Here is a 21232-nt window from a genome sequence, read left to right as displayed (position 1 = left end):
GCGTGCGTTCTATCTAAGGCGGTCTTGTGCAGTTAAGCGCTTTTGCGGGCGGTGACAATGGGCGCAGGGCATCGGGGGCGGTCAAATTAAGTTTTGCTCAGCTCCACTGCGATTTGGGCGGCTAATTTTGCGTTATTCAGCACCAAAGCTATATTTGTGTGCAATGATGAACCCTCGGTCAGTTCAAAAATGCGTTGCAGCAAAAATGGCGTCACGGCTTTTGCGGCGATGCCTTGGTCTGCGGCCTCGGCCAATGCAGCCTCAATGATCGGCGAGATTTGGGCCTGCGGGATCTCATCGGCCATGGGCACTGGATTGGCAATCAATTGCCCCCCGGCGATCCCAAGCGCGCCGCGCAAACGGTGGCTTGCGGCAATTGTCGCGGGATTATCTGCCCGCAAAGGTGCCTTGATCCCACTGTCACAGGACCAAAACGCAGGCAGGTTGTCTTGGCCAAAAGCGATCACCGGCACACCGTAGGTTTCCAGCACTTCTAAACTGCGCGGGATGTCCAGTATCGCCTTGGCGCCTGCCGCCACGACAGTGACGGGGGTTTGCGCCAATTCGGCCAAATCTGCCGAGATATCCATGCTGGTTTCCGCGCCACGGTGAACACCGCCGATGCCTCCTGTGGCAAAGGTCGCAATCCCGGCCAAATGTGCTGCAATCATTGTGGCTGCAACCGTCGTGGCCCCTGTGCGGCCCTGTGCCATGCACACGGCCAGATCCGCGCGGCTTAACTTAGCCACATCCTTTGCCTGAGCGAGGGTTTCCAAGGCATCCGCCTCTAGCCCCACATGCAAACGCCCGTCCAACACTGCGATGGTCGCAGGCACGGCACCGTTTTCTATGACCATAGCCTCGACACGTTGCGCGGTTTCAAGGTTCTGCGGATAGGGCATGCCGTGAGTGATGATCGTGCTTTCCAATGCCACGACGGGGCGTCCATCGGCCAGAGCATCTTTTACGGCGCGCGAAGGGTGAAACAACATCAGTCTTCTCCAGAAACAAAATGGGCAGCAGTGTGACAGGCATGATCTAACGCCGCTTCACGCGACTGGCCCTGTAACTCTGCCGCAATATGCGCAGCCATCAACGTATCACCTGCACCGGTCACCCGGGCTTGGGCCACCTGAGGCGGCTGGGTTTGGCAGCAGCCCGCGGCATCTTCATCAGCGGCCAACCGGTGCCCATCGGTGACAATCACTCGTTTGCAGCCCTGCGCCACCAGCATTTGCGCGGCGGCATCGGCGGTTTCGGCACCAGTGGCCCCAAGGCTGCGCGCCTCGGTCAGGTTGATGTAAAAACTGGCGTTGGGATGGTGCAATAGCGCTTTTAGCCGCGTGGCTTTACCCGGCGAGGCCGGGGCCACACGTAAATCTGCGCGTGCAAAGGCCGGTGCGGTCGCGATAAAGCCTAGTACCGATTCGGTCAGGTTGCCATCCAAAGCGATGATCCCGTCAAAGGGCAGGGCATCTGATCCTATCGTGCCATCCAAAAATGGCGCCAACACGGATTGCCCCGCGGCCTCCAGCGAATGGGCATCTGCGATTGCCGAAACAACACCATTTGCGTCCTCAATGGCCATGTATTGATCTGTGGGAAGGTCCGCGCGGCTTTGCAGCGCGCCACAGCCCAATCCCATGGCAAGACAGGCCTCGCGCAGGGTAGCCCCGTCCGGATCCGTACCAATCACGCTGACAAGTTCGGCCCGTAGGTTTTGCTGCGTCAGGGCCATTGCAATGTTCAAGGCGACCCCGCCGGGCCCCCGCGAGATGCGCCCGCCTACATCGGACCCGATGGACAGGGCCGCATCTGTGCGCCCGATCACGTCCCATAGGACGCTGCCAATGCAATAAACGGTCTTTGTCATAGCCTTCGCTTTGACCTCAAAGCGGGCAGCGGTGCAAGGGGTGGCAGCCTATTGCGGCACGCTAAATGTCAACGATGCCCATAAGGTTTCCCAAACAGCGCCCTGTTTGTCCGCAACCTCAGCGCTGGGAACCCGCAACACCACGGCGTCTACGATATAGCTGTGACCTGCTTTCACGGGCAAGGTCGCAACGCCCGCGTCATTGGTACGGTGAAGTGTTATACTGACACTGTCATCTGGGGCCTTTTCAAAGAGCTCAATCTGAACGTCTGGCCGTGGTTGTGATTGATAAAGCGCCTGAACCTGCAACGTCCCGTCCGTGATATCTGTGTAAGGGTTAGCCAAGGCCACCAATTCGGTTTCCATGCCAAAGGCGCGATCCTGTCCTGCCGCATTACCGACCCCCACAAGGGTCTTGGCAAAACGGGTGTAGGCCTCTTTGAACTTCTCTGGATCCAGACCGCGCGCAGAATGCCGGGCCTGTACGTCGCCAAAATCCTTGTGATCCACAAAGGCCTGAAATTTTTCCCAAGACGTGTAATTCACATGGGCCAGGGTCGAGGTATAGGCGTAACTGGCAAGGCCTTCGGCGGGCAACGTGGTTTGCAAGCCCGGGCGGTCGCCCAGACGACCTTTGACCGCAGTGACCTCGCCCGCAAATGCACGCTCGAATGCCAAAAACGAGTTTTCATTGTAGGGCAGCGACACACCTTCAAACTTCTGTCCATTTCGTAAGTCAGCTCTTATAGACTCGCCCGAAAGCACTTGATACTTCTCCGGCTCGAGCCAGAATTCATGGGCTGTTACAGGGATAGGACTAAGCGTGGCGATAATGGCCAGAATACATGCGTGCTTCATGGCACTGAAAGTGGTCTGCTGGGCCGCACTGTCAAGCCTGATTGTCAGCACAGCTGCGTTATCCCACGAGGTGAACCCTTCCGTGGCGGATTTCACTGTTGTGGACGGGTTGCTGTCGATGGACATCAGCATCTCGGCCGAGGCCATGGTCGCAGGCGTTGATTTGTCAGCGCTCGCAGATACAAACGAAAGTGATAAATCTAACGATTACGATGTGTTGCGCGCCTTATCTGATGTAGATCTGGCGCAAAGATTTCGCGAGATTTGGCCAGAACTTGTCACAGGGTTTACTGTGACGGCCGATGGTCAATCGGTCGATCTTGAATTGTCAGACATTACGGTTCCCCCCGTTGGCAACGTTGAATTGCCGCGCCCAACAGAGATTAACGTCATCGCGCAACTCCCTGATGGAGCAAAGCAATTAATCGTTGGGTGGAACAAGTCATATGGCACATTAATCCTGCGCCAGCTGGACGTTGAAGCCCCTTACACTGGTTTCTTGGCCCCTGGCGTCGTCAGCGAGGCAATCACGATTGCAGGCGGCGGCCAGCAAACCGGCTGGGCGGCGTTCTTTGAATACATCCCAGTGGGATTTGACCACATTGTGCCCAAGGGCCTTGATCACATCCTGTTCGTCTTGGGCCTGTTCTTTTTGTCGACGCAACTGCGGCCTTTGCTGTGGCAAGTGACAGCGTTCACACTGGCCCATACCGTGACGCTCGCTATGGGGGCTTTGGGCTGGGTGAGCATACCCGGCAGTATTGTCGAGCCGTTGATTGCCGCTTCAATCGTCTTTGTGGCCGTTGAAAACATATTTGCTAAGGGGCTAAACCCTTGGCGTCCCTTCATAATCTTCGGGTTTGGTCTGCTACACGGCCTTGGGTTTGCCAGCGTTCTGGGCGATTTCGGCCTTCCAACAGGCGGCTTCATACCGGCCCTGATTGGTTTCAACATTGGAGTCGAGATTGGCCAATTGGCGGTGATCGCCGCGGCCTTTTTTGCCGTTGGCCTCTGGTTTCGCAACAAACCTTGGTACCGGACTGTTATCGCCATTCCCGCCTCTGTCGGCATTGCGATAATCGGGGCAGGGTGGTTCGTTGAGCGGGTCTTTGATCTATCAATGATGCCCATATAAAAAAGGGGGTTGCGCCTTGACGCAGCCGGCCCTAGAAGGCGCTTACTTAAATCGCAGGTAGAGGCGGGCCCTTGGGATCAAAATCCCCCAATGGTCCACCGGTTGGAACAGATGTTTCATACCCTCTGCCGAGGCATAAACCGGAAAGGATACGGACATGGCCGTCGAATTCACCATGCGTCAGCTGCTCGAGGCTGGCGTACACTTTGGGCACCAAACCCAACGCTGGAACCCCCGCATGCAAGAGTTCATCTATGGCTCGCGCAATGGCATCCACATCATGGACCTTACACAAACTGTGCCCATGTTGGACGCCGCTCTGCATGCGATCCAAGAGACTGTTTCAAAAGGCGGTCGCATCTTGTTCGTGGGCACCAAGCGTCAGGCACAAAACCCCATCGCTGAAGCCGCTGAGAAATGCGCGCAGTACTACATGAACCACCGCTGGCTGGGTGGTACTTTGACAAACTGGCAAACAGTGTCGAAGTCGATCCAACGTCTCAAGCACATTGACGAAGCTCTGGCATCTGGCGCTGAAGGCCTGACCAAGAAAGAGCGTTTGGGCATGGAACGTGACCAAGGTAAGTTGCAAGCCTCGCTGGGCGGCATTCGCGAAATGGGCGGCGTGCCGGACATGCTGTTCGTGGTTGACGTGAAAAAAGAAGATCTGGCCATCGCAGAAGCCAACAAACTGGGTATCCCCGTTGTGGCCGTGGTTGACACCAACTGTTCGCCAGACGGTGTGGACTACATCATTCCGGGCAACGACGACGCAGCCCGCGCCATCGCACTTTACACTGACTTGGTAGCACGTGCCGCCTTGGAAGGTATGAGCGCGCAAATGGGTGCAGCTGGTATCGATCTGGGTGCCATGGAAGAAGCCCCAGTAGAAGAAGCTGTCGCCGAAGAAGCACCAGCCGCAGCAGCTGCTGAAGCACCGGCTGAAAGCTAAGCAATTCTGTGAAGGCGGGCAGGGGTCGGCCTTCACATTTTTTCTTTATAACCCTCTGATTTAGGAGACACCAAAATGGCGATCACAGCTGCATTGGTAAAAGAACTACGTGACAGCACAGGCGCTGGCATGATGGACGCGAAAAAAGCACTGACAGAAACAGACGGCGACATGGAAGCCGCTGTTGACTGGCTGCGCACAAAGGGCCTTGCAAAGGCTGCCAAGAAATCCGGCCGCACGGCTGCCGAAGGCCTCGTTGCCGTCGCTGTAGAAGGCAACAAAGGCGTGGCTGTCGAAGTAAACTCGGAAACAGACTTTGTCGGCAAGAACGCAGACTTCCAAGCCATGGTCGGCAAGATCGCCAATGCTGCAACCGGTGTCAGCACTGTAGAGGAGCTGGTTGAAGCTGATCTTGGTGGCAAAACGGTCGCCACAACAATCACAGACGCCATTGCGACTATCGGTGAAAACATGTCTGTGCGCCGTATGGCGACACTGGAAGGCGAGACTGTTGTGTCTTACATCCACAACTCTGTCACGGACGGCATGGGCAAAATCGGCGTATTGGTTGCGTTGAACGGCGCAGACAACGGCATTGGCAAGCAGATCGCCATGCACGTGGCCGCTGTGAACCCAGCGTCGTTGTCCGAAGCTGATTTGGATGCGTCTGTTGTTGAAAAAGAGAAGCAGGTTCAGATGGATATTGCGCGCGAAAGCGGCAAACCAGAAGCGGTGATCGAAAAGATGATCGTGGGCCGGATGAAAAAGTACATGTCCGAAGTGACTTTGCTGAACCAATCCTTCGTTGTGAACCCTGACCTGACTGTTGAAGCCGCTGCCAAAGACGCCGGCGTCGAGGTCACTGGTTTTGTGCGTCTCGAAGTGGGCGAGGGCATCGAAGTTGAAAAAGAAGACTTCGCAGCAGAAGTTGCAAAAGCCGCTCAGGGCTAAGTCTAACTAATATCGCTGAAATGAAAAACGGTGCCGTAGAAATACGGCACCGTTTCTTTTGCAAACTCTGGGGAAAGTGCTTGCAACACAGTGATCCGAGGCGTCATTTCAAACAGTCTATCTGCGCGATATGACCCCAAAGATCCGGGGAAATGGGTTACGACGATCCTGTAATCTCAGGCGTCGCAACCCGGTTCCAAAGGCTTAGCCTCCACTCACGGAACATTTGTAGAATTGCACATTAACCTAAGGTAAAGGAAGTGTGGGATTCCATACCTTTTGAAAATTCAAAGGGAACCTTCAGTCCTTTTTCCCCCTATAGTTGAGCCTTGAAGGGTAAAAATAGCCACAGCGTGCATTTTGCCTTAAGACTGAGCACTGCCACTATGGGAAAAGCGATGGTTGACGGATTCGTTTGTTTGAAAATTCGGAACACTGAACTTTTTCACAAAAACCATGCATCAAACAGGCTGGGGTAGGGTGTGGGAGCTTGCAGAGTGTCGGTTTTACGTAAAATCGAAGATCATCACTTTAGGGCCCACATCAATTATAGGTTTTTGATCCCGGGAGAAAACTCAACCCTATGCATAACACGTCTCACGCCTTCGAACTTGAGGCGAAGCTTAACGTCGCCATATCACCACAGGCTTCTATCCGCAGGGCCACGCTCTTGCGATGTTGCGTGGATGCGACGGGACGACGATCGCGTGACGTCCAGTCACATAAGGCCGCGCATACCATTTCAAGTGGCCCTTTAGGGTTGGTTTGCTGTGGTGCAGGCACAAACGGAAAAGCTGACATTATCAGGCGCATTTCCCTAAAATGGTTCTCAAGGGATATATCAGGGTCCTCTTCAATTGAGAATATATCGATTTGTCCTTATTTCTTAGCGATATAGTGTTTGTAATATGGGGTGTACCCCCTCAGCATACGGTAAGGTTTAGGCGCTAATTGTAAGGCGTTGTTGGGATTGTAGAATCGCGGAAAGGTTGAAATTCTGGTCGTGTTGGCAGATCAGGAATAATCAATGGCGAGAAAAACAAAGTCGGGTTGGTTTAGCCGCGGAGAAAACTGTTGGCTTTTTATAGCGGTAATTCTTGGGTTTTCAAATCTTCTTCTCATCCTTCTGCTTTGGAATGTTTCTGGCAGTGTATCAAAGACAGATACATTAGCTGTTTCACTTACAGTGTTAGAGATATTTCTTGCGGTTATTGCTGTAAGCGGTTTTTTCCTTATTCGCGGCGCGGCCATGGGTAAAGCCGAAGAAGAAGCATCTTCAGTCGCAGAACGTGTAGCGAAGCTAGAAGTCCAAGATATTACGCCAACTATTGTGCGCAGAGCTGTAGCTGAATATATGTCGCATATGGATGAGCAATCTGGTATATCAGATACTACAGATGGTATCAATGCAATGATGCAAGCACTAGATGATGGGGGTACCGATGATTGATGAAATGTCTATTGTTAAGGATTATGCCTCACGCCTTCCCGTTGATGTTGTTGGTATAATTCAAGACTTGAGGATCGACTATGTTGAACAGCCTATGGCCAAAGAATCATCAGGCCGTATCGACTACAGTGATCCCTTTTGTACGATTACCGTAAACTCTAACGAAAGCTCGCAGCGACGAAGGTTTACAGCAGCGCATGAACTCGGGCACTACCTCCTCCATCGTGATCTCTTGGATGGCAAGCAACACCTTGATAGGCTTTTCTCTCAAGGTGGGCGCGATAATCCGTATGGCCCACTTTCGCCATCACATGAAGTGCAAGCCAATAAATTCGCGGCAGACTTGTTAATGCCTGCTGGGTCCTTGCGCGCTAAATACAATGCGGACTTAGACAATGTTCCAGAGATGGCAGAGTTATGTGGTGTTTCTGTTGCGGCAATGAAAATTAGACTTAAATCTCTTGGGATCAGAGCATGACTACTTTGCGCGAAGCTCGTATGAACAAGATGGAAGACTTCATCAAGGAACACGAGGCCGACCCCGAAGGCGACCTCGACAAACTGGAAGCGCTGATTAAGCTCCCAAATCAGGGAAGCGAGAAAGCAACTCACCCAGCATCACGTCCGGTGTCGTCCGACGATTGAAGCGATACTCGAACTCTTTGACGTAGGCCTCAAGGTACTTGGGCGACACGTTGTTGTGTGTGCCTTTCAGTGAGCGCTTAAGGTGCCCAAAGAAGTTCTCGATTGAGTTGGTGGTTTCGCCGTTGGGGCCAACGTATTCATCCTGAGAGTGATTGACCCGTTTGTGGGTGTAGCGATCCACTGGAATGGCTTTATTGTAGGCGCTCAATTCGTCTGTGTGGATTTCCGTACCATCAGCCACGTTGTTAACGATCTGAGGCATCAAAGAGCCGCGTGTCTGGTCGGGGACTACTTTCAGCATCACGTCACCGTCACGCTCCATCATGCCCATGACAACAGTCTTACGCTCACGCCAATCACGGCCAGTAGTTTTCCCGCCAACGAAGGTTTCATCGACCTCAACAACCTCACCAGAACCACCAAGAGGGGCGTCACCGTCTACTTCGGCCATGTGCTCTCGGATCAGCTTAGCCATGCGCCATGCGGTCTTGTACGTGACGCCAAGCTGGCGCTGCAATTCCTTGGCGCTGACGCCGTGCTTAGATGTCGTGAACAAAAAGATTGCATAGAACCAAAGCTGCAACGGGGTGCGCGATTTTTCAAAGATACTGCCAACCATGGGGTGGATGTGGTGGCCACACCATTGGCACGAGAACGCTTGCTCAGACTGAAGGCGATACCACTTGGCTTCGCGCTTGCACTTCGGGCATTCATGGCCTTGACCAAAGCGCACATTAAACAAGTGCGCTAAACATGCTTCGTCATTAGGAAATTGTTGAAAGAACTGGCGCACATTTGTCTGTTTCATACAGTATATATGGTGATTGGAATACCGTATGTCAAGGGGATACACCCCTGTAATATTTACATAATACTGATTATGCGTACTGTTGATATATTCTTGCCACCCCCCTGAAATTAAGGAATGCGCAATAGACGTGTCATGAAGGCTGGACTATAGTCGCCTGTGAAGACTGGGGAAATAAATGGATCGCACATATCTAGAATATGTGACAGAAGCCCAAACCGTCGAAGAGGTTTGGACGCTGCACAGTGAAAAAATGTTAGACTACGGGTTTGATCGTCTGATCTATGGTTTTACCCGCTTTATGAGTTCAAACTCTTTGGGCGATCCGGATGATCTTTTGATCCTGTCCAATCATGATCCCGAGTATATGGACGCCTTTATCAGCGAACAGCAGTATCACCACGCCCCTATGGTCAAATGGGCTCGTGAGAATACCGGCGCCTGTAGCTGGGGCTGGATGAAAGAAAATGCCCGTATGGGCGGCTTTACCGAAAGCGAAAAACGAGTTTTTGAGCTGAACCAACGGATGGAAGTCACGTCGGGCTATACCGTCAGCTTTAAGTCGGTATCGTCACGTGCACGCGGTGCCATTGCCCTGACTGCACGTCGTGGTCTGACACAGGACAGCGTTGATTCTATTTGGGAAAAACACGGTCGCGATATCATTGTGATGAACAATGTCGCACACCTGAAAATCATCACCCTGCCCTATACCAGCAAGCGCTCGCTGACCAAACGTCAACGAGAAGCTTTGGAATGGGTTGGCGACGGTAAAACAACTCAGGATATCGCGATGATTATGGGTTTGACCCAAGCCACGATTGAAAAACATTTGCGATTGGCACGGGAAGCACTGGACGTAGAAACGACGGCTCAGGCTGTGCTCAAGGCCAGCGTGCAAAACCAAATTTTCATTGTAGATGTGTAGCTTAGGCGACTAACCTAAAGCATATCCAGCACCGCGCACCGTCCGAATGGGGTCCGATGCACCGTTCTGGGTCAATGCCTTGCGCAAACGGCCCACATGGACATCCACAGTGCGCGTATCCACGTGTAACTCCCGCCCCCAAACGCGGTCCAGCAACATTTCCCGGGTCCAAACCCGGCCCGGCTTTTCGATCAACGTGCACAAAAGCCTGTATTCAGTCGGGCCCAGTTTAACATCTGCCTCATGGATACGAACCAGATGTTTCTCTGTATCAACCACAACACCGTCGTGGCGCAGGGTTTGGCCGACAGTGCTAGGACGCGAGCGGCGTAACTGTGCGCGTACGCGGGCCACAAGTTCGCTTACCGAATAGGGTTTGGTTAGGTAATCGTCGGCGCCTGTATCGAGGCCTCGCACCTTGTCTGTATCTTCGCTGCGGGCAGATAGCATAATGACGGGAATCGCATTGGTCGCAGCACGGGATTTTAGCTGGCGACAGACCTCAATGCCCGACACAATCGGCAACATCCAATCCAGCAGGATCAAATCCGGGGCGGCCTCGGCCACGCACAGCAGCGCCTCTTCCCCATCATGCGCCGTTCGCACAGCGAACCCTTCGGCTTGCAAATTGTAAGTCAGGATTTCGCGTTGGGATGGCTCATCTTCGACCACCAAAACAGCTGGTTTAAGCGTGTCCGCCATAACAAACCTCAGTTTTTTCTACGTCTCATACGGTGCTGGATCGCCCTTTGGACGTGACTCGTCCGGCGTGGATCCCGTCACCAAATAGATCACTTGTTCAGAAATGCTGGTGACGTGATCGCCCATACGTTCAATGTTCTTGGCAATAAAATGCATGTGCATACACAGAGTGATATTGTGCTGGTCTTCCATCATGTAGGTCAGGAATTCACGAAACAGACCGTTGTAGATCTGGTCCACATCGCGGTCGCGCTGACGGACCTCTTCGGCCAGAGTGTCATCACGTTGGATATAAGCGTCCAGCGCGTCCTTAAGCATCGCTTCAACCTCACGGGCCATGCGGCGCAACGCAGCGCCACTGCCGTTGATCGGGTCATGCTGGGCCAAAACAGGTGTGCGTTTGGCGATATTTTTCGCATAATCGCCAACCCGTTCCAGATTTGCTGCGATCTTGAGCACGCTCAAAACAACCCGCAAATCAAGGCCCATCGGCGCGCGCAACGCCAAGAGCCTAGCGGCCTCTTCGTTGATTTGTTCCTCTAGCTCGTCAATCGCCTTGTCCCCAAGGCGGACTTGTTCAGCCAGTTCCTCATCGCGTTCTTCCAACGCTTTGGCGGCTTGATGGATGGCATGTTCTACCAGCCCGCCCATGCGCATAATCAAGCCTTGGATGGTTTCCAAATCGCGATCAAATGCTGAGGCAATGTGTTGTTCTGACATGATGTCTCCTACCCGATCCGGCCGGTGATATAGGCCTCGGTGCGTGTGTCCTGCGGATTTGTGAAGATGTTTCCGGTGTCGTCATATTCCACCAGACTGCCCAAGTGGAAAAACGCTGTCTTTTGACTGACCCGTGCGGCCTGCTGCATCGAGTGGGTCACAATCACCACTGAAAAATTCGCGCGCAATTCGTCGATCAGTTCCTCAACCTGTGCTGTGGCAATGGGATCCAGCGCCGAACATGGCTCGTCCATCAGCAACACCTCAGGCTCGGTTGCGACGGCACGCGCGATGCACAAACGTTGTTGTTGCCCACCAGACAGGCCGTTGCCCGGAGCGTTCAGGCGGTCTTTGACCTCGTCCCAAATGGCCCCACGGCGCAAAGATTTCTCGACGATTTCATCCAGCTCGGCCTTGTTTTTGGCCAGGCCGTGAATGCGCGGGCCATAGGCCACATTATCATAGATCGATTTGGGAAACGGGTTTGGCTTTTGAAACACCATGCCAACCTTTGCGCGCAATTGCACGGGATCGACGCGTTTATCGTTGATGTCTTCCCCATCGATGCGAATGTCGCCTTCCACGCGGCAGATATCAATCGTGTCGTTCATCCGGTTCAGACACCGCAAAAAGGTCGATTTTCCGCAGCCAGACGGCCCGATAAAGGCTGTGACGGTTTTGTCTTGGATATCCACATTCACGTCCTTAATGGCGTGATTGTCCGCGTAATAGACCTGCACGTCTTTCGCCGTGATCTTTACATCGTGGTCTTGTGTCAATTTCATCTCCGTCGCGTTTGGGGCGTCATACATGGGTCAAATCTCCTTCAGCGGCGGGTTTACCAGCGGCGCTCGAAACGGCGGCGCAGGATAATCGCAATAATGTTCATCGTCAGAAGGAAAATGAGCAGGATGATGATACCACCCCACGCCTTTTCATAAAAGCCGGGGTCAGCCCGGGCAGCCCAAGTGTAGATTTGCGCCGGCATGGCCGAGTTTGGCTCGGTAAACCCTGCAGCAAAGCCTTCGGGATAGCCACGGGCTACAAAGCCCACCATACCGATCAACAACAAGGGTGCTGTTTCCCCAAGGGCTTGGGCCAGACCGATAATCGTGCCTGTAAGGATGCCCGGGGCCGCCAAGGGCAGAACATGGTGGAACACCGCCTGCATTTTCGAGGCCCCTACCCCCAAAGCCGCATCGCGGATCGAAGGTGGCACAGCCTTCAGGGAGGCGCGTGTCGAGATGATGATCGTCGGCAAAGTCATCAATGTCAGAACCAAACCACCGACCAACGGGGCCGATTGTGGCAAGTGCATAAACTGAATGAACACAGCCAACCCAAGGATCCCGAACACAATAGACGGCACCGCAGCAAGGTTTGAGATGTTCACTTCAATCAGATCAGTAAAGCGGTTTTGCGGGGCAAATTCTTCCAAATAGATCGAGGCTGCAACACCGATCGGCAAGGACAAGACCAGCACGACCAGCATCATAAAGAACGACCCCACGACAGAAGCACCGATGCCTGCGCCACCTGGGTTGTCCACACCTGAATCAGCGCCAGTGATAAAGTTCCAATTGAAGGCTTGCTTGATGATCCCTGCCTGTCTCAGTGCATCGACCAAATCAAGGTCGCTGAGTTGCAAAAATCGGCTGTCTTGCAGGGCCTCACGGGTGACACGACCCTTAAAGTACCCGTCCACCCGAGAGGAGGCAGACAGTTCAAATTGCACCGGTTGCCCAAGCTTATCTTGGTTCTCGCGATAAAACTCGCGGATCGTGCTGCCGGCCTTGCCCATAATGCGCACAATTGCAGCCTCATCAAACTCGACCTCGACGCCACGCTCTTCCAAACGTTTTACCAGCGCTTTGTTGAAAAAGCCGGAATAGACCTTGGTTTTAAACAATGTCCCTTCTGCTTCGGCAAACTCAGCCTCGGTGAGGGTAAAATCAACACTTACGACGGTTTGCGTGAACGCAGGAAGGCCGGATCGGACAATGGTCACGGCCAGAACGATGAGAAAGAAAATCCCAAACGCGATGGCTGTAATACCGTAGGCACGGAACCGCTTTTCAGCAGCGTTACGCCGTTTGGTGTTTGCGTCATTGGCAAAGAGCGAGGTCTTTGGCGCCGTGGGGACGCCTTGGCTGCTGAGATCTGTCATCAGTCGTATTGCTCCCGATATTTGCGCACAATATAAAGCGCGACCACGTTCAATCCCAAGGTCAGTACAAAGAGGGTCATACCAAGGGCAAAGGCGACCAAGGCTTCGGGTGATGCAAAGTCGCTGTCACCGGTAAGTTGCGAGACAATCTTGGCGGTTACGGTTGTCATGGCTTCAAAGGGGTTCAGGCTAAGGCGGGCTGCGGCCCCTGCCCCCAAAACCACAATCATCGTTTCACCAATGGCGCGCGAAGCTGCCAGCAGGATCGCGCCCACAATACCTGGCAGGGCTGCAGGCAAAACAACTTGCCGGATGGTTTCTGACTGCGTGGCACCCAATCCGTAAGATCCGTCGCGCAGCGCCTGCGGCACCGCGTTGATAATGTCATCAGACAACGAGCTGACAAACGGGATCAACATGATGCCCATCACAAGACCGGCTGTCACCACGGCACGGCCACCGCCCTGCCAGTCAACGCCCAACAGGCCCCCATCGCCAAAGACGCTGACCAACATGGGTCCAACCGTCAACAACGCAAAAAGGCCATACACAATTGTCGGGATCCCCGCGAGGATCTCAAGCATGGGTTTGGCCACGGACCGCACGGTGTTTGAGGCGTATTCCGACAGGTAAATCGCCGAAAACAATCCAATAGGCACCGCAACTAAAAGGGCAACAATAGAAATATAGAAAGTGCCCCAAAGCAGCGGCAAAACCCCAAGCTCGGATGACCCGCCTCGCCCAGAAAAACTGGGGGCCCATTCCACACCGAAAAAGAAATCCCATGCGTTATACAGCCGGAAAAATTCCACAGTGTTGAAGATCAACGAAAAGACGATGCCGATGGTGGTTAAAATGGCAATGGAGGCCGCCCCGATCAGCAGCGCTCTGACGCCTTGCTCCACAACGTTGCGGGCCCGAAACAGTGGTTGGGTCTCGCGTAGGGCGACGGCCAATCCAACCAGCGAAACAGCAATCACGATAATCGCCATGATCAGGCTGCTGCGCGCGCTCAGGGCGTTGTACCGCTGGGCGGCCACGACAATTGTTTGGGTCAAATCACTGGCAACAATTTGGCCTGCGTCCTTCAGACTTGAGGTGAATTCCGCCAGATCAACGGCGCTGTCCGTAGCCATTTCCTGGCTCATTTCGCCAAGGTTGACCGCATTGGTGATCCCGTCAGCCGTGCGGCGCACTTCGGACATGGCCAACCCCAAACTAGACCCTTCGGAAATCGTGCTCTCGGGGATCATTGCCGACACGGCGCGATCAATAAACATAGGCTGGATCAACAGCCACAACAGGACCAGCCCGGAGGCCGGAACCACGACCTTGAGAAAAACGTTCCAACCGTAATAATTGGGCAACGAGTGCAGATCGCGTGTTTCACCACCAGTTGCAGCCAAAGCCCTTGTACGGCCTAGTACAAATCCAACGGCAGCAATGATCATCACAGCAATGATCAGCCAAAGTAGAGGCATCAGTATCCCACCCAGTCTTTGTCAAATAACCAAAAAGGTCGTAAGGGGCGACGAAATATGCCGCCCCCCAGAAGCAATAGCCTCTTATTTCATCATTGTCTCTTCTGCATCGATCATGGCCTGTGTCGCAGCAAGTTCAGGATCAGATACAAGGCCATAGTTGGCCAATGGCCCCATCGGACCAGCCAATTCATCAGCAACAAAGAACGATGCGAATTCTTTCAGACCGGGAACAACACCGATGTGCGCTTTTTTCACGTAGAAATACAGCGGACGGGACACAGGGTATTCGCCAGTAGAAATTGTCTCTGTGGACGGGGCCACGCCGGACATTGTTGCAACTTTCAGCTTGTCTGTGTTGTTCTCGTAAAACGCCAGACCAAACACGCCGATGCCGTTTGCATTTGCGTCAATGGAGGCAAGTGTTTCTGTGTAGTCACCATCGATGTCAACGGATGTGCCGTCGGTGCGTACCTCAAGGCAGGCATCTTCTGCGTCATCTTCTGACATGCCACCGGCGATCATGGCTTCCAAGGCGCCTGTGGCCTCACAGCCTGCAGCAACCACTTTTTCTTCGAACACTTCCCGGGTGCCGTGCTTTGTGCCTGGGATAAAGGCCAAGATCTCGGCATCGGGGAGGTCAGGGTTAAAGTCGGACCATTTTGTGTGTGGGTTGTCGACCAATGCGCCATCTACCATCACCTTAGGGGCCAAGGCGTTAAAGATGTCGGACGGTGTGAAGGCTGTGTAGGCTGGGCCGTCGATTTGGCTTGCAAAAACAATGCCGTCATAGCCGATGCGCACTTCGATGATGTCTGTGACACCGTTCTCGGCGCAGGCTGCGATTTCTTTGTCGCGGATTTTCCGTGAGGCGTTGGCGACATCAGTGTGCTCGGTCCCAACACCTTGGCAGAAACGCTTGAGGCCAGCAGAGGAGCCACCTGATTCAACAACTGGTGTTGGAAAATCTGTGTTATCGCCAAACGCTTCAGCAACAATGGAGGCATAAGGCAGAACTGTGGAGGACCCTGCAACCTGAACTTGGTCGCGGGCAACCGCAGGAGAAGCCAACAGGGCAGCTGCGGCAGCAGAAGTCAGCAAAGAACGAGAAAAAGACATATGTGTCTCCAAATTTTATTCGGTTTTTGGCGCATTTATTTTGCGCCTGCTCACATCGCCACGCATTGGCGATTGCCCTCCGTCTACGGGCCTAGTGTAAAAGTTTTGTGACGGCAATCTAAACAATTAACACGTTTGGGATATCGTGCCCTAAACCCTTGGCAAGTATACGGAAAAAATACTACCACCACCAATTTTTGACGAAATTTTCAACCCGCCGCGATGCCGCTTGAGGATATGTTTTACAATTGCCAGTCCCAACCCCGTGCCGCCCACTGCGCGGGCCCTGTGGCCATCAATCCGGTAGAACCGCTCGCCCAACCGAGGAATGTGAATCGGGTCAAACCCTGCCCCGTAATCAATAAAATCCACCCGCATTCCACCGCCTTTGAGGATCACATCCTGCACGGGAAAGTTCAGATGAACATCAAGGCCCCGCGCACTGCGGCCATACTTCAAACCGTTTTCAATCAGATTTGAAAACACTTGTCGGATCTGATCCTCATCTGCGGTACAAAAGACCGCGGTATCCGGCGCGGTCAACCTGATCGGCATCTCAAGATTTTTGGCGTGCGGTTCCAGACGGTTCACCACTGATCCCAGCACGGCGCCCACATCAATTTGGGCCGTGGGACGGATTTTCTGGTCACGCTCAACCTTGCTTAATGACAACAAATCATCCACCAGCCGGGTCATGCGATCGGTTTCCTGCTCCATAATGCTCAAAAACCGGTCTCGGGCCGCGGTGTCGTTTTTGGCAGGACCTTGCAGAGTTTCGATAAAGCCGTTCAGCGCTGTCAGAGGCGTCTTCAGCTCGTGGCTGACGTTGGCCACAAAATCACGGCGCATCTGTATGGTTTGATCCTGATCCGTCGTGTCATGCAGTTGTACAAATACACAGCCCCCCTGATCCTCAATCGGATCACAGGTCACATCAAACACTTGGCTGTCATGGCCTGCGAGGATTTGAATACTGGCCCGGCTGGCAGATCCCGTACGCAAAGCCGTTTCAATAGCCCGCACCAAATCCGGTTGCCGCATCACAGTCAGGTAATGGCGACCGGTCAGGTCCAATCCAAACACATCACGCGCAGGCGCATTGACCTGTAGCACAGCACCTGAGGGCGACAAATACACAGCCGCATGAGAAAGCTTGTCGATGATTTGGGCAATGACCGACATCTCACCGCGATCCTTATGGGTTCGTGGCCGCATCAATCGCGGCAATGACCTGTGCAATCAAAACGTCAGGTGCTTCGATCCCCACAGACATCCGAAAGAACGTTTCGGTCATGCCCAGCTCTGCGCGCTCTTGGACACTCAGGGCGCGGTGCGACGAAGATGCCGGATGCGACAGGGTGGTGCCGATGTCGCCCAAGGTCGGTGCAAAGGCAATCGCATCTGCTGCTTGGACAAAGGCGTTGGACAGATCACGGGGGTTTGCCACGCCGCTTGCGTCCAATTCAAAGCTGACAATATGGCTGCCCTGCCCGCCCAACAGCGTCACAGCACGGTTATGATCCGGGTGATCACTGCGCGTGGGATACAACACACGGGACACCTTTGGATGGCGTGCCAATGCCTCGGCCATATCAGAAGCGGTTGACTGGCACCGATCATAGCGCAGGTCAAAGGAATAAAGCCCCCGTTCCGCCAGCCAGCAATCAAAGGGGCTGGGCGTGAAACCCATAGTTACACTGGTGTCATAAATCCGGCGCATGTGATCAGGATCGACGGCGGCAATATAGCCCAAGGTGGCATCCGAATGCCCCGCCAGAAGTTTGGTCACCGAATGGATCACAACATCGGCCCCATGATCGCAAGGACAATATGCCTTGGGTGTTGTAAACGTGTTATCCACCATCAAAATCAAGTTGTGCTTGGCGCAAATATCTTGGGCCGCTTGCATATCGGCCACCCGCAAGGTGGGGTTCGAGACGACCTCAAGCAACATCACTTTTGTCTGTGGCGTCACTGCTGCAGCCAAGGCAGCCGCATCCGTTGGATCGACAAAACTGGTGGTGATGCCAAAGCGCGGCAAGTCCAGCTTGAGCATCCGCAGCGACCGCCCATAAAGCTGATCGCCCGCAATCACGTGATCCCCCGCGGACAAAAGCCCCAGCAGGCCCGCTGTGATCGCAGACATGCCTGACGAGGTTATGATCCCGCCGCTCACGCCTTCAAGCTGGTCAATTTTCTGTGCCAAAACATCCGCATTGGGGTGGCCTTCGCGCGCATAGGTATAGCCCTTGGCCCGACCTTCATACTGATCATCCAACGCATCGGGGCTGGGCGAGGCATAAACCACAGAGGGCTGCAGCGGCGTTACGACAGCGCGGCTACTGGACGTCGGAAACGCAACACCGCGCACCAAATTTACTGGGGGTTTGCTCATATCAGTTCCAACCCCTTGGCAAAGCGTTGCGCGTTCATTTGGTATCCAGTGGCCGAGGCTTTCAAGCCCGCGATTTCGGTCTCAGACAGGCTGCGCACAACCTTGTTGGTGCCCACGACCAGACTTCCTGCGGGAATTTCCTTGCCTTCCGTAATCAACGCCCCTGCCCCGATCAAACAATTGTCGCCAATCACCGCCCCGTTCAAAACCGTAGCCCCCATACCGATCAAAACCTGATCACCCAAGGTGCACCCATGCAAAATTGCCTTATGCCCGATGGTGCAATCGCGCCCTGTTTTCAACGGATAGCCAATGTCTGTATGCAAAACCGAATTTTCCTGGACATTGCTGCCCTGCCCGATCTCGATAAGCTCATTATCCCCGCGCAAAACCGCGCCAAACCAGACCGAAGTTTCGGCGTTCAACACGACGTTGCCCATGACATGGGCCCCCGGGGCGATCCACGCAGTCCCATCCACAACAGGCCCACGCCCGTCCAAGCCATAAACACTCACGAGCGCGCCTCAAATTCAGCATTCAACCGTCGCACGACCTCGACCAAATGCGGTTGTTGATCCAAACGCAGCCGTTCTGCGGCAATGATTGTTTTCAAATAGGCCTCCGTTTCATCAAGGTTATCATTGACCAAGACATAGTCGTATTCCGGCCAGTGACTGATCTCATCGCGACTTTTTTGCATGCGGTTGGCGATGATGTCCTCAGCATCTTGGCCCCGTGCAATCAAGCGGCGTTCCAATTCAGGGATCGATGGCGGCAGGATGAAAATCGACAGGGCATGTTTGCCCAAAGCCGAGTTGCGGATTTGTTGTCCGCCCTGCCAGTCGATGTCAAAAACCACATCGCGTCCTTGCGAAATGGCTGCTTCAACAGGCGCACTGGGGCTGCCATAAAGATTGCCAAAGACATCGGCATGTTCCAGCATTTCACCCTGCGCGATCATGTCTTCAAATTCGGCTCGCGTGCGGAAATAATATTCACGACCATCTTCTTCGCCCGTGCGCGGGGCGCGGGTGGTGGCGGACACCGAAAAACTGAGGCTGGGATCCCACGTCATCAACCGCCGCGCCAAAGTGGATTTTCCAGCGCCAGACGGGGATGACAAGATGATCAAAAGCCCCCTGCGTTGTGCCTCGTTTTGGGCCATTGCCTACTCCACGTTCTGGATTTGCTCACGCATCTGCTCTATCAGCGCTTTAAGCTCTAGACCCACAGCGGTCAACTCGGTGTCACTGGATTTCGAACACAAAGTATTGGCCTCGCGGTTAAATTCTTGCGCCAGAAAATCCAGACGGCGGCCTACCGGAATGTCCTCGGCCAACAGATCCCGCGCGGCTTTGACATGGGCTGCGAGCCGGTCGATTTCTTCGGTGATGTCCGCTTTGATCGCAAGTAGCGCCAATTCCTGCGCCAATCTGTTTGGATCCACCTCACGGCCATTTTGCAAAACCGTATCCAATGCGCGCTGAACGGAGACCGCAGTTTTATCCTTGCGGGCCTCGGCCAAGGCAGCCGCCTTTTTCGACAGGGTTTCAATCTGCGACAAATGATCCAGCAAGACCAACTGCAAACTGACCCCTTCAGCGGCGCGCATTTTACAAAAAGCGTCAATGATCGGACCCAGATCCGCGATGAGGGCTTTGCCAAGGCTTGCGGTGTCCTGGCTTTGTTGGCCACCTTCCAGCACGCCCCGAAATCCCAAAACATCGGCCGCACTGGTAGGCGCCAAACTGACCATGGCGTCATGGGCCGCTGTTTCCACTTCGGCCAGTGCCAACAACACGGATTTCAACGCGCTCTGGTCCAATTCAAGCGCTTGGTCGCTGCCTTCATTGGTCACGCGTAGGGTCAAATGAATGCTGCCGCGCCCCAAGGATTTGGTTAACGCGGCTCGGATTTGTGCCTCTAGACCATCGATCCAATCGGGCACCCGCAACCGTAAATCCAACCCTTTTGCATTAACGCCGCGCAGGTCCCACTGCCACGAAAATTCAGCCTGTGTGCCCGTTCCTGTGGCATAGGCTGTCATTGAGTGCGTCATCAAAATCCCCATATTTGCTTGGCTGTGGTGTGTAGGCATTGGGCCCAGCCCGTGCAAGCCGACTCTTTTGAAGCGTGTGTTCGGCAAGTTCACTTGCGTTAACCAAAACCTCAATTCCATTAAGATTTTATTTAACTTGACGCTTTAACCACTTTGAAAATTTTCACTCTGCAAAGGCGCAATTTTTAGATAAACCTCTGTCTAAATCCATCGTGGTGGGGGCCACGGCAGCACATGCTGCAAAGCTTGGGACAAAGAATATGCACGACGATACAGACTTTGCCGCACCAGAGGCCGACACTAAAAAAGCACCGACTATAAAGTCGGTTCCTACCGCTCATCCTGATCAAAATACCGTGGTTCAGTTAGAGCAGAAAAAACCCGACTACCGCTTTCCCGAGATTACAAAGCTTGAGGCCTATTGGGCCGCTTTACGCAAGGGGCGTTTGGTGCCAAAACGCGCTGACGTGAACCCACGTGGCATCGAAAGCTGCCTTGAATATGCATTTATTGCCGAAGAAGTGGCCCCGGGTTTGGCCCGGTTCCGCATCGCAGGCATGCACTTGTCAGAATTAATGGGAATGGACGTGCGTGGCATGCCGGTCTCGTCCTTTTTCAAGGCGAATGCCCGCACCCAATTGCGCGACGCGTTGAAAGCCGCATTTGAGGGTCCTGCTATCGTCAAATTGGACCTCACCGCACGGGGCAGCTTTGGCAATCCACATATCACGGGCAAATTGATCCTCTTGCCTTTGGCCGATGAAACCGGTGCCGTGACCCGTGTTTTGGGCGCGTTGGTCACCATTGGGCCGATTGGCCGTGGGCCGCGGACTTTCGAGATTTTGAACTCTGAGGTCACTCCGCTGGAAGGTCACATTCAAATCGATACCCTGCCCCACCGCACGGTCGAGGCAACAGCGCCAAAGGCCCAGCCCAAAGGCAAAGCCACACGTGTGCCGTACCTGCGTGTTTTGGACTTCGATAATTAA

General features: G+C 53.9%; 22 protein-coding genes. 7 read left to right on the top strand and 15 right to left on the bottom strand.

Features of this window, described 5'->3' with window-relative positions; translation table 11 throughout:
• Window positions 1-86 precede the first annotated feature (86 nt).
• From ACIRQ6_RS07930 to ACIRQ6_RS07920, 3 genes are read right to left on the bottom strand one after another with little or no spacing between them, the layout of a single operon-like run.
• Window positions 87-992: a pseudouridine-5'-phosphate glycosidase gene (locus tag ACIRQ6_RS07930; RefSeq protein ID WP_420863589.1), complete on the bottom strand. Its 906-nt coding sequence runs from the start codon at window positions 990-992 to the stop codon at window positions 87-89.
• Window positions 992-1873 (bottom strand): PfkB family carbohydrate kinase, encoded by an 882-nt coding sequence (locus ACIRQ6_RS07925; RefSeq protein WP_420863588.1) that lies wholly within the window; start codon window positions 1871-1873, stop codon window positions 992-994. Before ACIRQ6_RS07925 ends, ACIRQ6_RS07930 begins: the two co-directional genes overlap by 1 nt.
• 48 nt (window positions 1874-1921) lie before the next feature.
• Window positions 1922-2731 (bottom strand): DUF4198 domain-containing protein, encoded by an 810-nt coding sequence (locus tag ACIRQ6_RS07920; protein WP_420863587.1) that lies wholly within the window; start codon window positions 2729-2731, stop codon window positions 1922-1924.
• Between ACIRQ6_RS07920 and ACIRQ6_RS07915 the strand changes: the two genes are divergently transcribed.
• The 5 genes from ACIRQ6_RS07915 (at window position 2730) to ACIRQ6_RS07895 (ending at window position 7697) form a co-directional block, all read left to right on the top strand.
• Window positions 2730-3866 carry a HupE/UreJ family protein gene (locus ACIRQ6_RS07915; RefSeq protein WP_420863586.1) on the top strand — a complete coding sequence of 379 codons (1137 nt, stop codon included), beginning with the start codon at window positions 2730-2732 and terminating at the stop codon, window positions 3864-3866. The genes ACIRQ6_RS07920 and ACIRQ6_RS07915 overlap by 2 nt on opposite strands.
• Before the next feature lie 157 nt (window positions 3867-4023).
• A complete protein-coding gene (rpsB, locus tag ACIRQ6_RS07910) occupies window positions 4024-4818 on the top strand; it encodes a 30S ribosomal protein S2 (RefSeq protein ID WP_420863585.1) in 795 nt (264 codons plus the stop codon).
• A 75-nt stretch (window positions 4819-4893) separates the two neighbouring features.
• Window positions 4894-5769, top strand: coding sequence for a translation elongation factor Ts (gene tsf / locus ACIRQ6_RS07905; RefSeq protein ID WP_420863584.1), 876 nt, complete (start codon window positions 4894-4896; stop codon window positions 5767-5769).
• Window positions 5770-6796: 1027 nt separating this feature from the next.
• On the top strand, window positions 6797-7219 hold the full coding sequence (locus ACIRQ6_RS07900) for a hypothetical protein (protein ID WP_420863583.1): 423 nt from the start codon (window positions 6797-6799) through the stop codon (window positions 7217-7219).
• Entirely contained in the window at window positions 7212-7697 is a 486-nt protein-coding gene (locus tag ACIRQ6_RS07895) for an ImmA/IrrE family metallo-endopeptidase (protein ID WP_420863582.1), read from the top strand. Before ACIRQ6_RS07900 ends, ACIRQ6_RS07895 begins: the two co-directional genes overlap by 8 nt.
• 96 nt (window positions 7698-7793) lie before the next feature.
• Here the strand turns inward: ACIRQ6_RS07895 and ACIRQ6_RS07890 are convergent, their stop codons facing one another.
• Window positions 7794-8672: an IS1595 family transposase gene (locus ACIRQ6_RS07890; RefSeq protein ID WP_420863581.1), complete on the bottom strand. Its 879-nt coding sequence runs from the start codon at window positions 8670-8672 to the stop codon at window positions 7794-7796.
• Window positions 8673-8850: 178 nt separating this feature from the next.
• On the opposite strand from ACIRQ6_RS07890, the gene ACIRQ6_RS07885 reads away from it, so the two are divergent.
• Window positions 8851-9600 carry a LuxR family transcriptional regulator gene (locus ACIRQ6_RS07885; RefSeq protein WP_420863580.1) on the top strand — a complete coding sequence of 250 codons (750 nt, stop codon included), beginning with the start codon at window positions 8851-8853 and terminating at the stop codon, window positions 9598-9600.
• A 9-nt stretch (window positions 9601-9609) separates the two neighbouring features.
• Here the strand turns inward: ACIRQ6_RS07885 and phoB are convergent, their stop codons facing one another.
• From phoB to ACIRQ6_RS07830, 11 genes are all read right to left on the bottom strand, one after another.
• Window positions 9610-10302 carry a phosphate regulon transcriptional regulator PhoB gene (gene phoB, locus ACIRQ6_RS07880; protein WP_420863579.1) on the bottom strand — a complete coding sequence of 231 codons (693 nt, stop codon included), beginning with the start codon at window positions 10300-10302 and terminating at the stop codon, window positions 9610-9612.
• An 18-nt stretch (window positions 10303-10320) separates the two neighbouring features.
• Complete coding sequence (gene phoU, locus ACIRQ6_RS07875; protein ID WP_420863578.1) at window positions 10321-11022, bottom strand: phosphate signaling complex protein PhoU; 702 nt, start codon at window positions 11020-11022, stop codon at window positions 10321-10323.
• Window positions 11023-11030: 8 nt separating this feature from the next.
• Complete coding sequence (gene pstB / locus ACIRQ6_RS07870) at window positions 11031-11834, bottom strand: phosphate ABC transporter ATP-binding protein PstB (protein ID WP_420863577.1); 804 nt, start codon at window positions 11832-11834, stop codon at window positions 11031-11033.
• Between the two features lie 26 nt (window positions 11835-11860).
• The gene (gene pstA / locus ACIRQ6_RS07865; protein WP_420863576.1) at window positions 11861-13189 is read right to left on the bottom strand and encodes a phosphate ABC transporter permease PstA; all 1329 of its coding nucleotides are present in this window, start codon (window positions 13187-13189) and stop codon (window positions 11861-11863) included.
• A complete protein-coding gene (pstC, locus tag ACIRQ6_RS07860) occupies window positions 13189-14670 on the bottom strand; it encodes a phosphate ABC transporter permease subunit PstC (protein WP_420863575.1) in 1482 nt (493 codons plus the stop codon). Before pstC ends, pstA begins: the two co-directional genes overlap by 1 nt.
• A gap of 84 nt (window positions 14671-14754) precedes the next feature.
• Window positions 14755-15789, bottom strand: a complete 1035-nt coding sequence (locus ACIRQ6_RS07855) for a substrate-binding domain-containing protein (RefSeq protein WP_420863574.1) — start codon at window positions 15787-15789, stop codon at window positions 14755-14757.
• Between the two features lie 150 nt (window positions 15790-15939).
• Window positions 15940-16971 carry an ATP-binding protein gene (locus tag ACIRQ6_RS07850; RefSeq protein WP_420863573.1) on the bottom strand — a complete coding sequence of 344 codons (1032 nt, stop codon included), beginning with the start codon at window positions 16969-16971 and terminating at the stop codon, window positions 15940-15942.
• A gap of 13 nt (window positions 16972-16984) precedes the next feature.
• A complete protein-coding gene (locus ACIRQ6_RS07845; protein WP_420863572.1) occupies window positions 16985-18184 on the bottom strand; it encodes a trans-sulfuration enzyme family protein in 1200 nt (399 codons plus the stop codon).
• Window positions 18181-18699, bottom strand: a complete 519-nt coding sequence (locus ACIRQ6_RS07840) for a gamma carbonic anhydrase family protein (RefSeq protein ID WP_420863571.1) — start codon at window positions 18697-18699, stop codon at window positions 18181-18183. The genes ACIRQ6_RS07845 and ACIRQ6_RS07840 overlap by 4 nt, the downstream gene beginning before the upstream one ends.
• Window positions 18696-19349 carry a guanylate kinase gene (gmk, locus tag ACIRQ6_RS07835; protein WP_420863570.1) on the bottom strand — a complete coding sequence of 218 codons (654 nt, stop codon included), beginning with the start codon at window positions 19347-19349 and terminating at the stop codon, window positions 18696-18698. The genes ACIRQ6_RS07840 and gmk overlap by 4 nt, the downstream gene beginning before the upstream one ends.
• Before the next feature lie 3 nt (window positions 19350-19352).
• Entirely contained in the window at window positions 19353-20243 is an 891-nt protein-coding gene (locus ACIRQ6_RS07830) for a YicC/YloC family endoribonuclease (RefSeq protein ID WP_420863569.1), read from the bottom strand.
• A 260-nt stretch (window positions 20244-20503) separates the two neighbouring features.
• Between ACIRQ6_RS07830 and ACIRQ6_RS07825 the strand changes: the two genes are divergently transcribed.
• Entirely contained in the window at window positions 20504-21232 is a 729-nt protein-coding gene (locus ACIRQ6_RS07825) for a PAS domain-containing protein (protein WP_420863568.1), read from the top strand.

The sequence above is a fragment of the Algirhabdus cladophorae genome (genome assembly GCF_044772865.1).
GTDB lineage: Bacteria > Pseudomonadota > Alphaproteobacteria > Rhodobacterales > Rhodobacteraceae > Algirhabdus > Algirhabdus cladophorae.
This window is presented reverse-complemented; position numbering and strand designations above follow the sequence as displayed.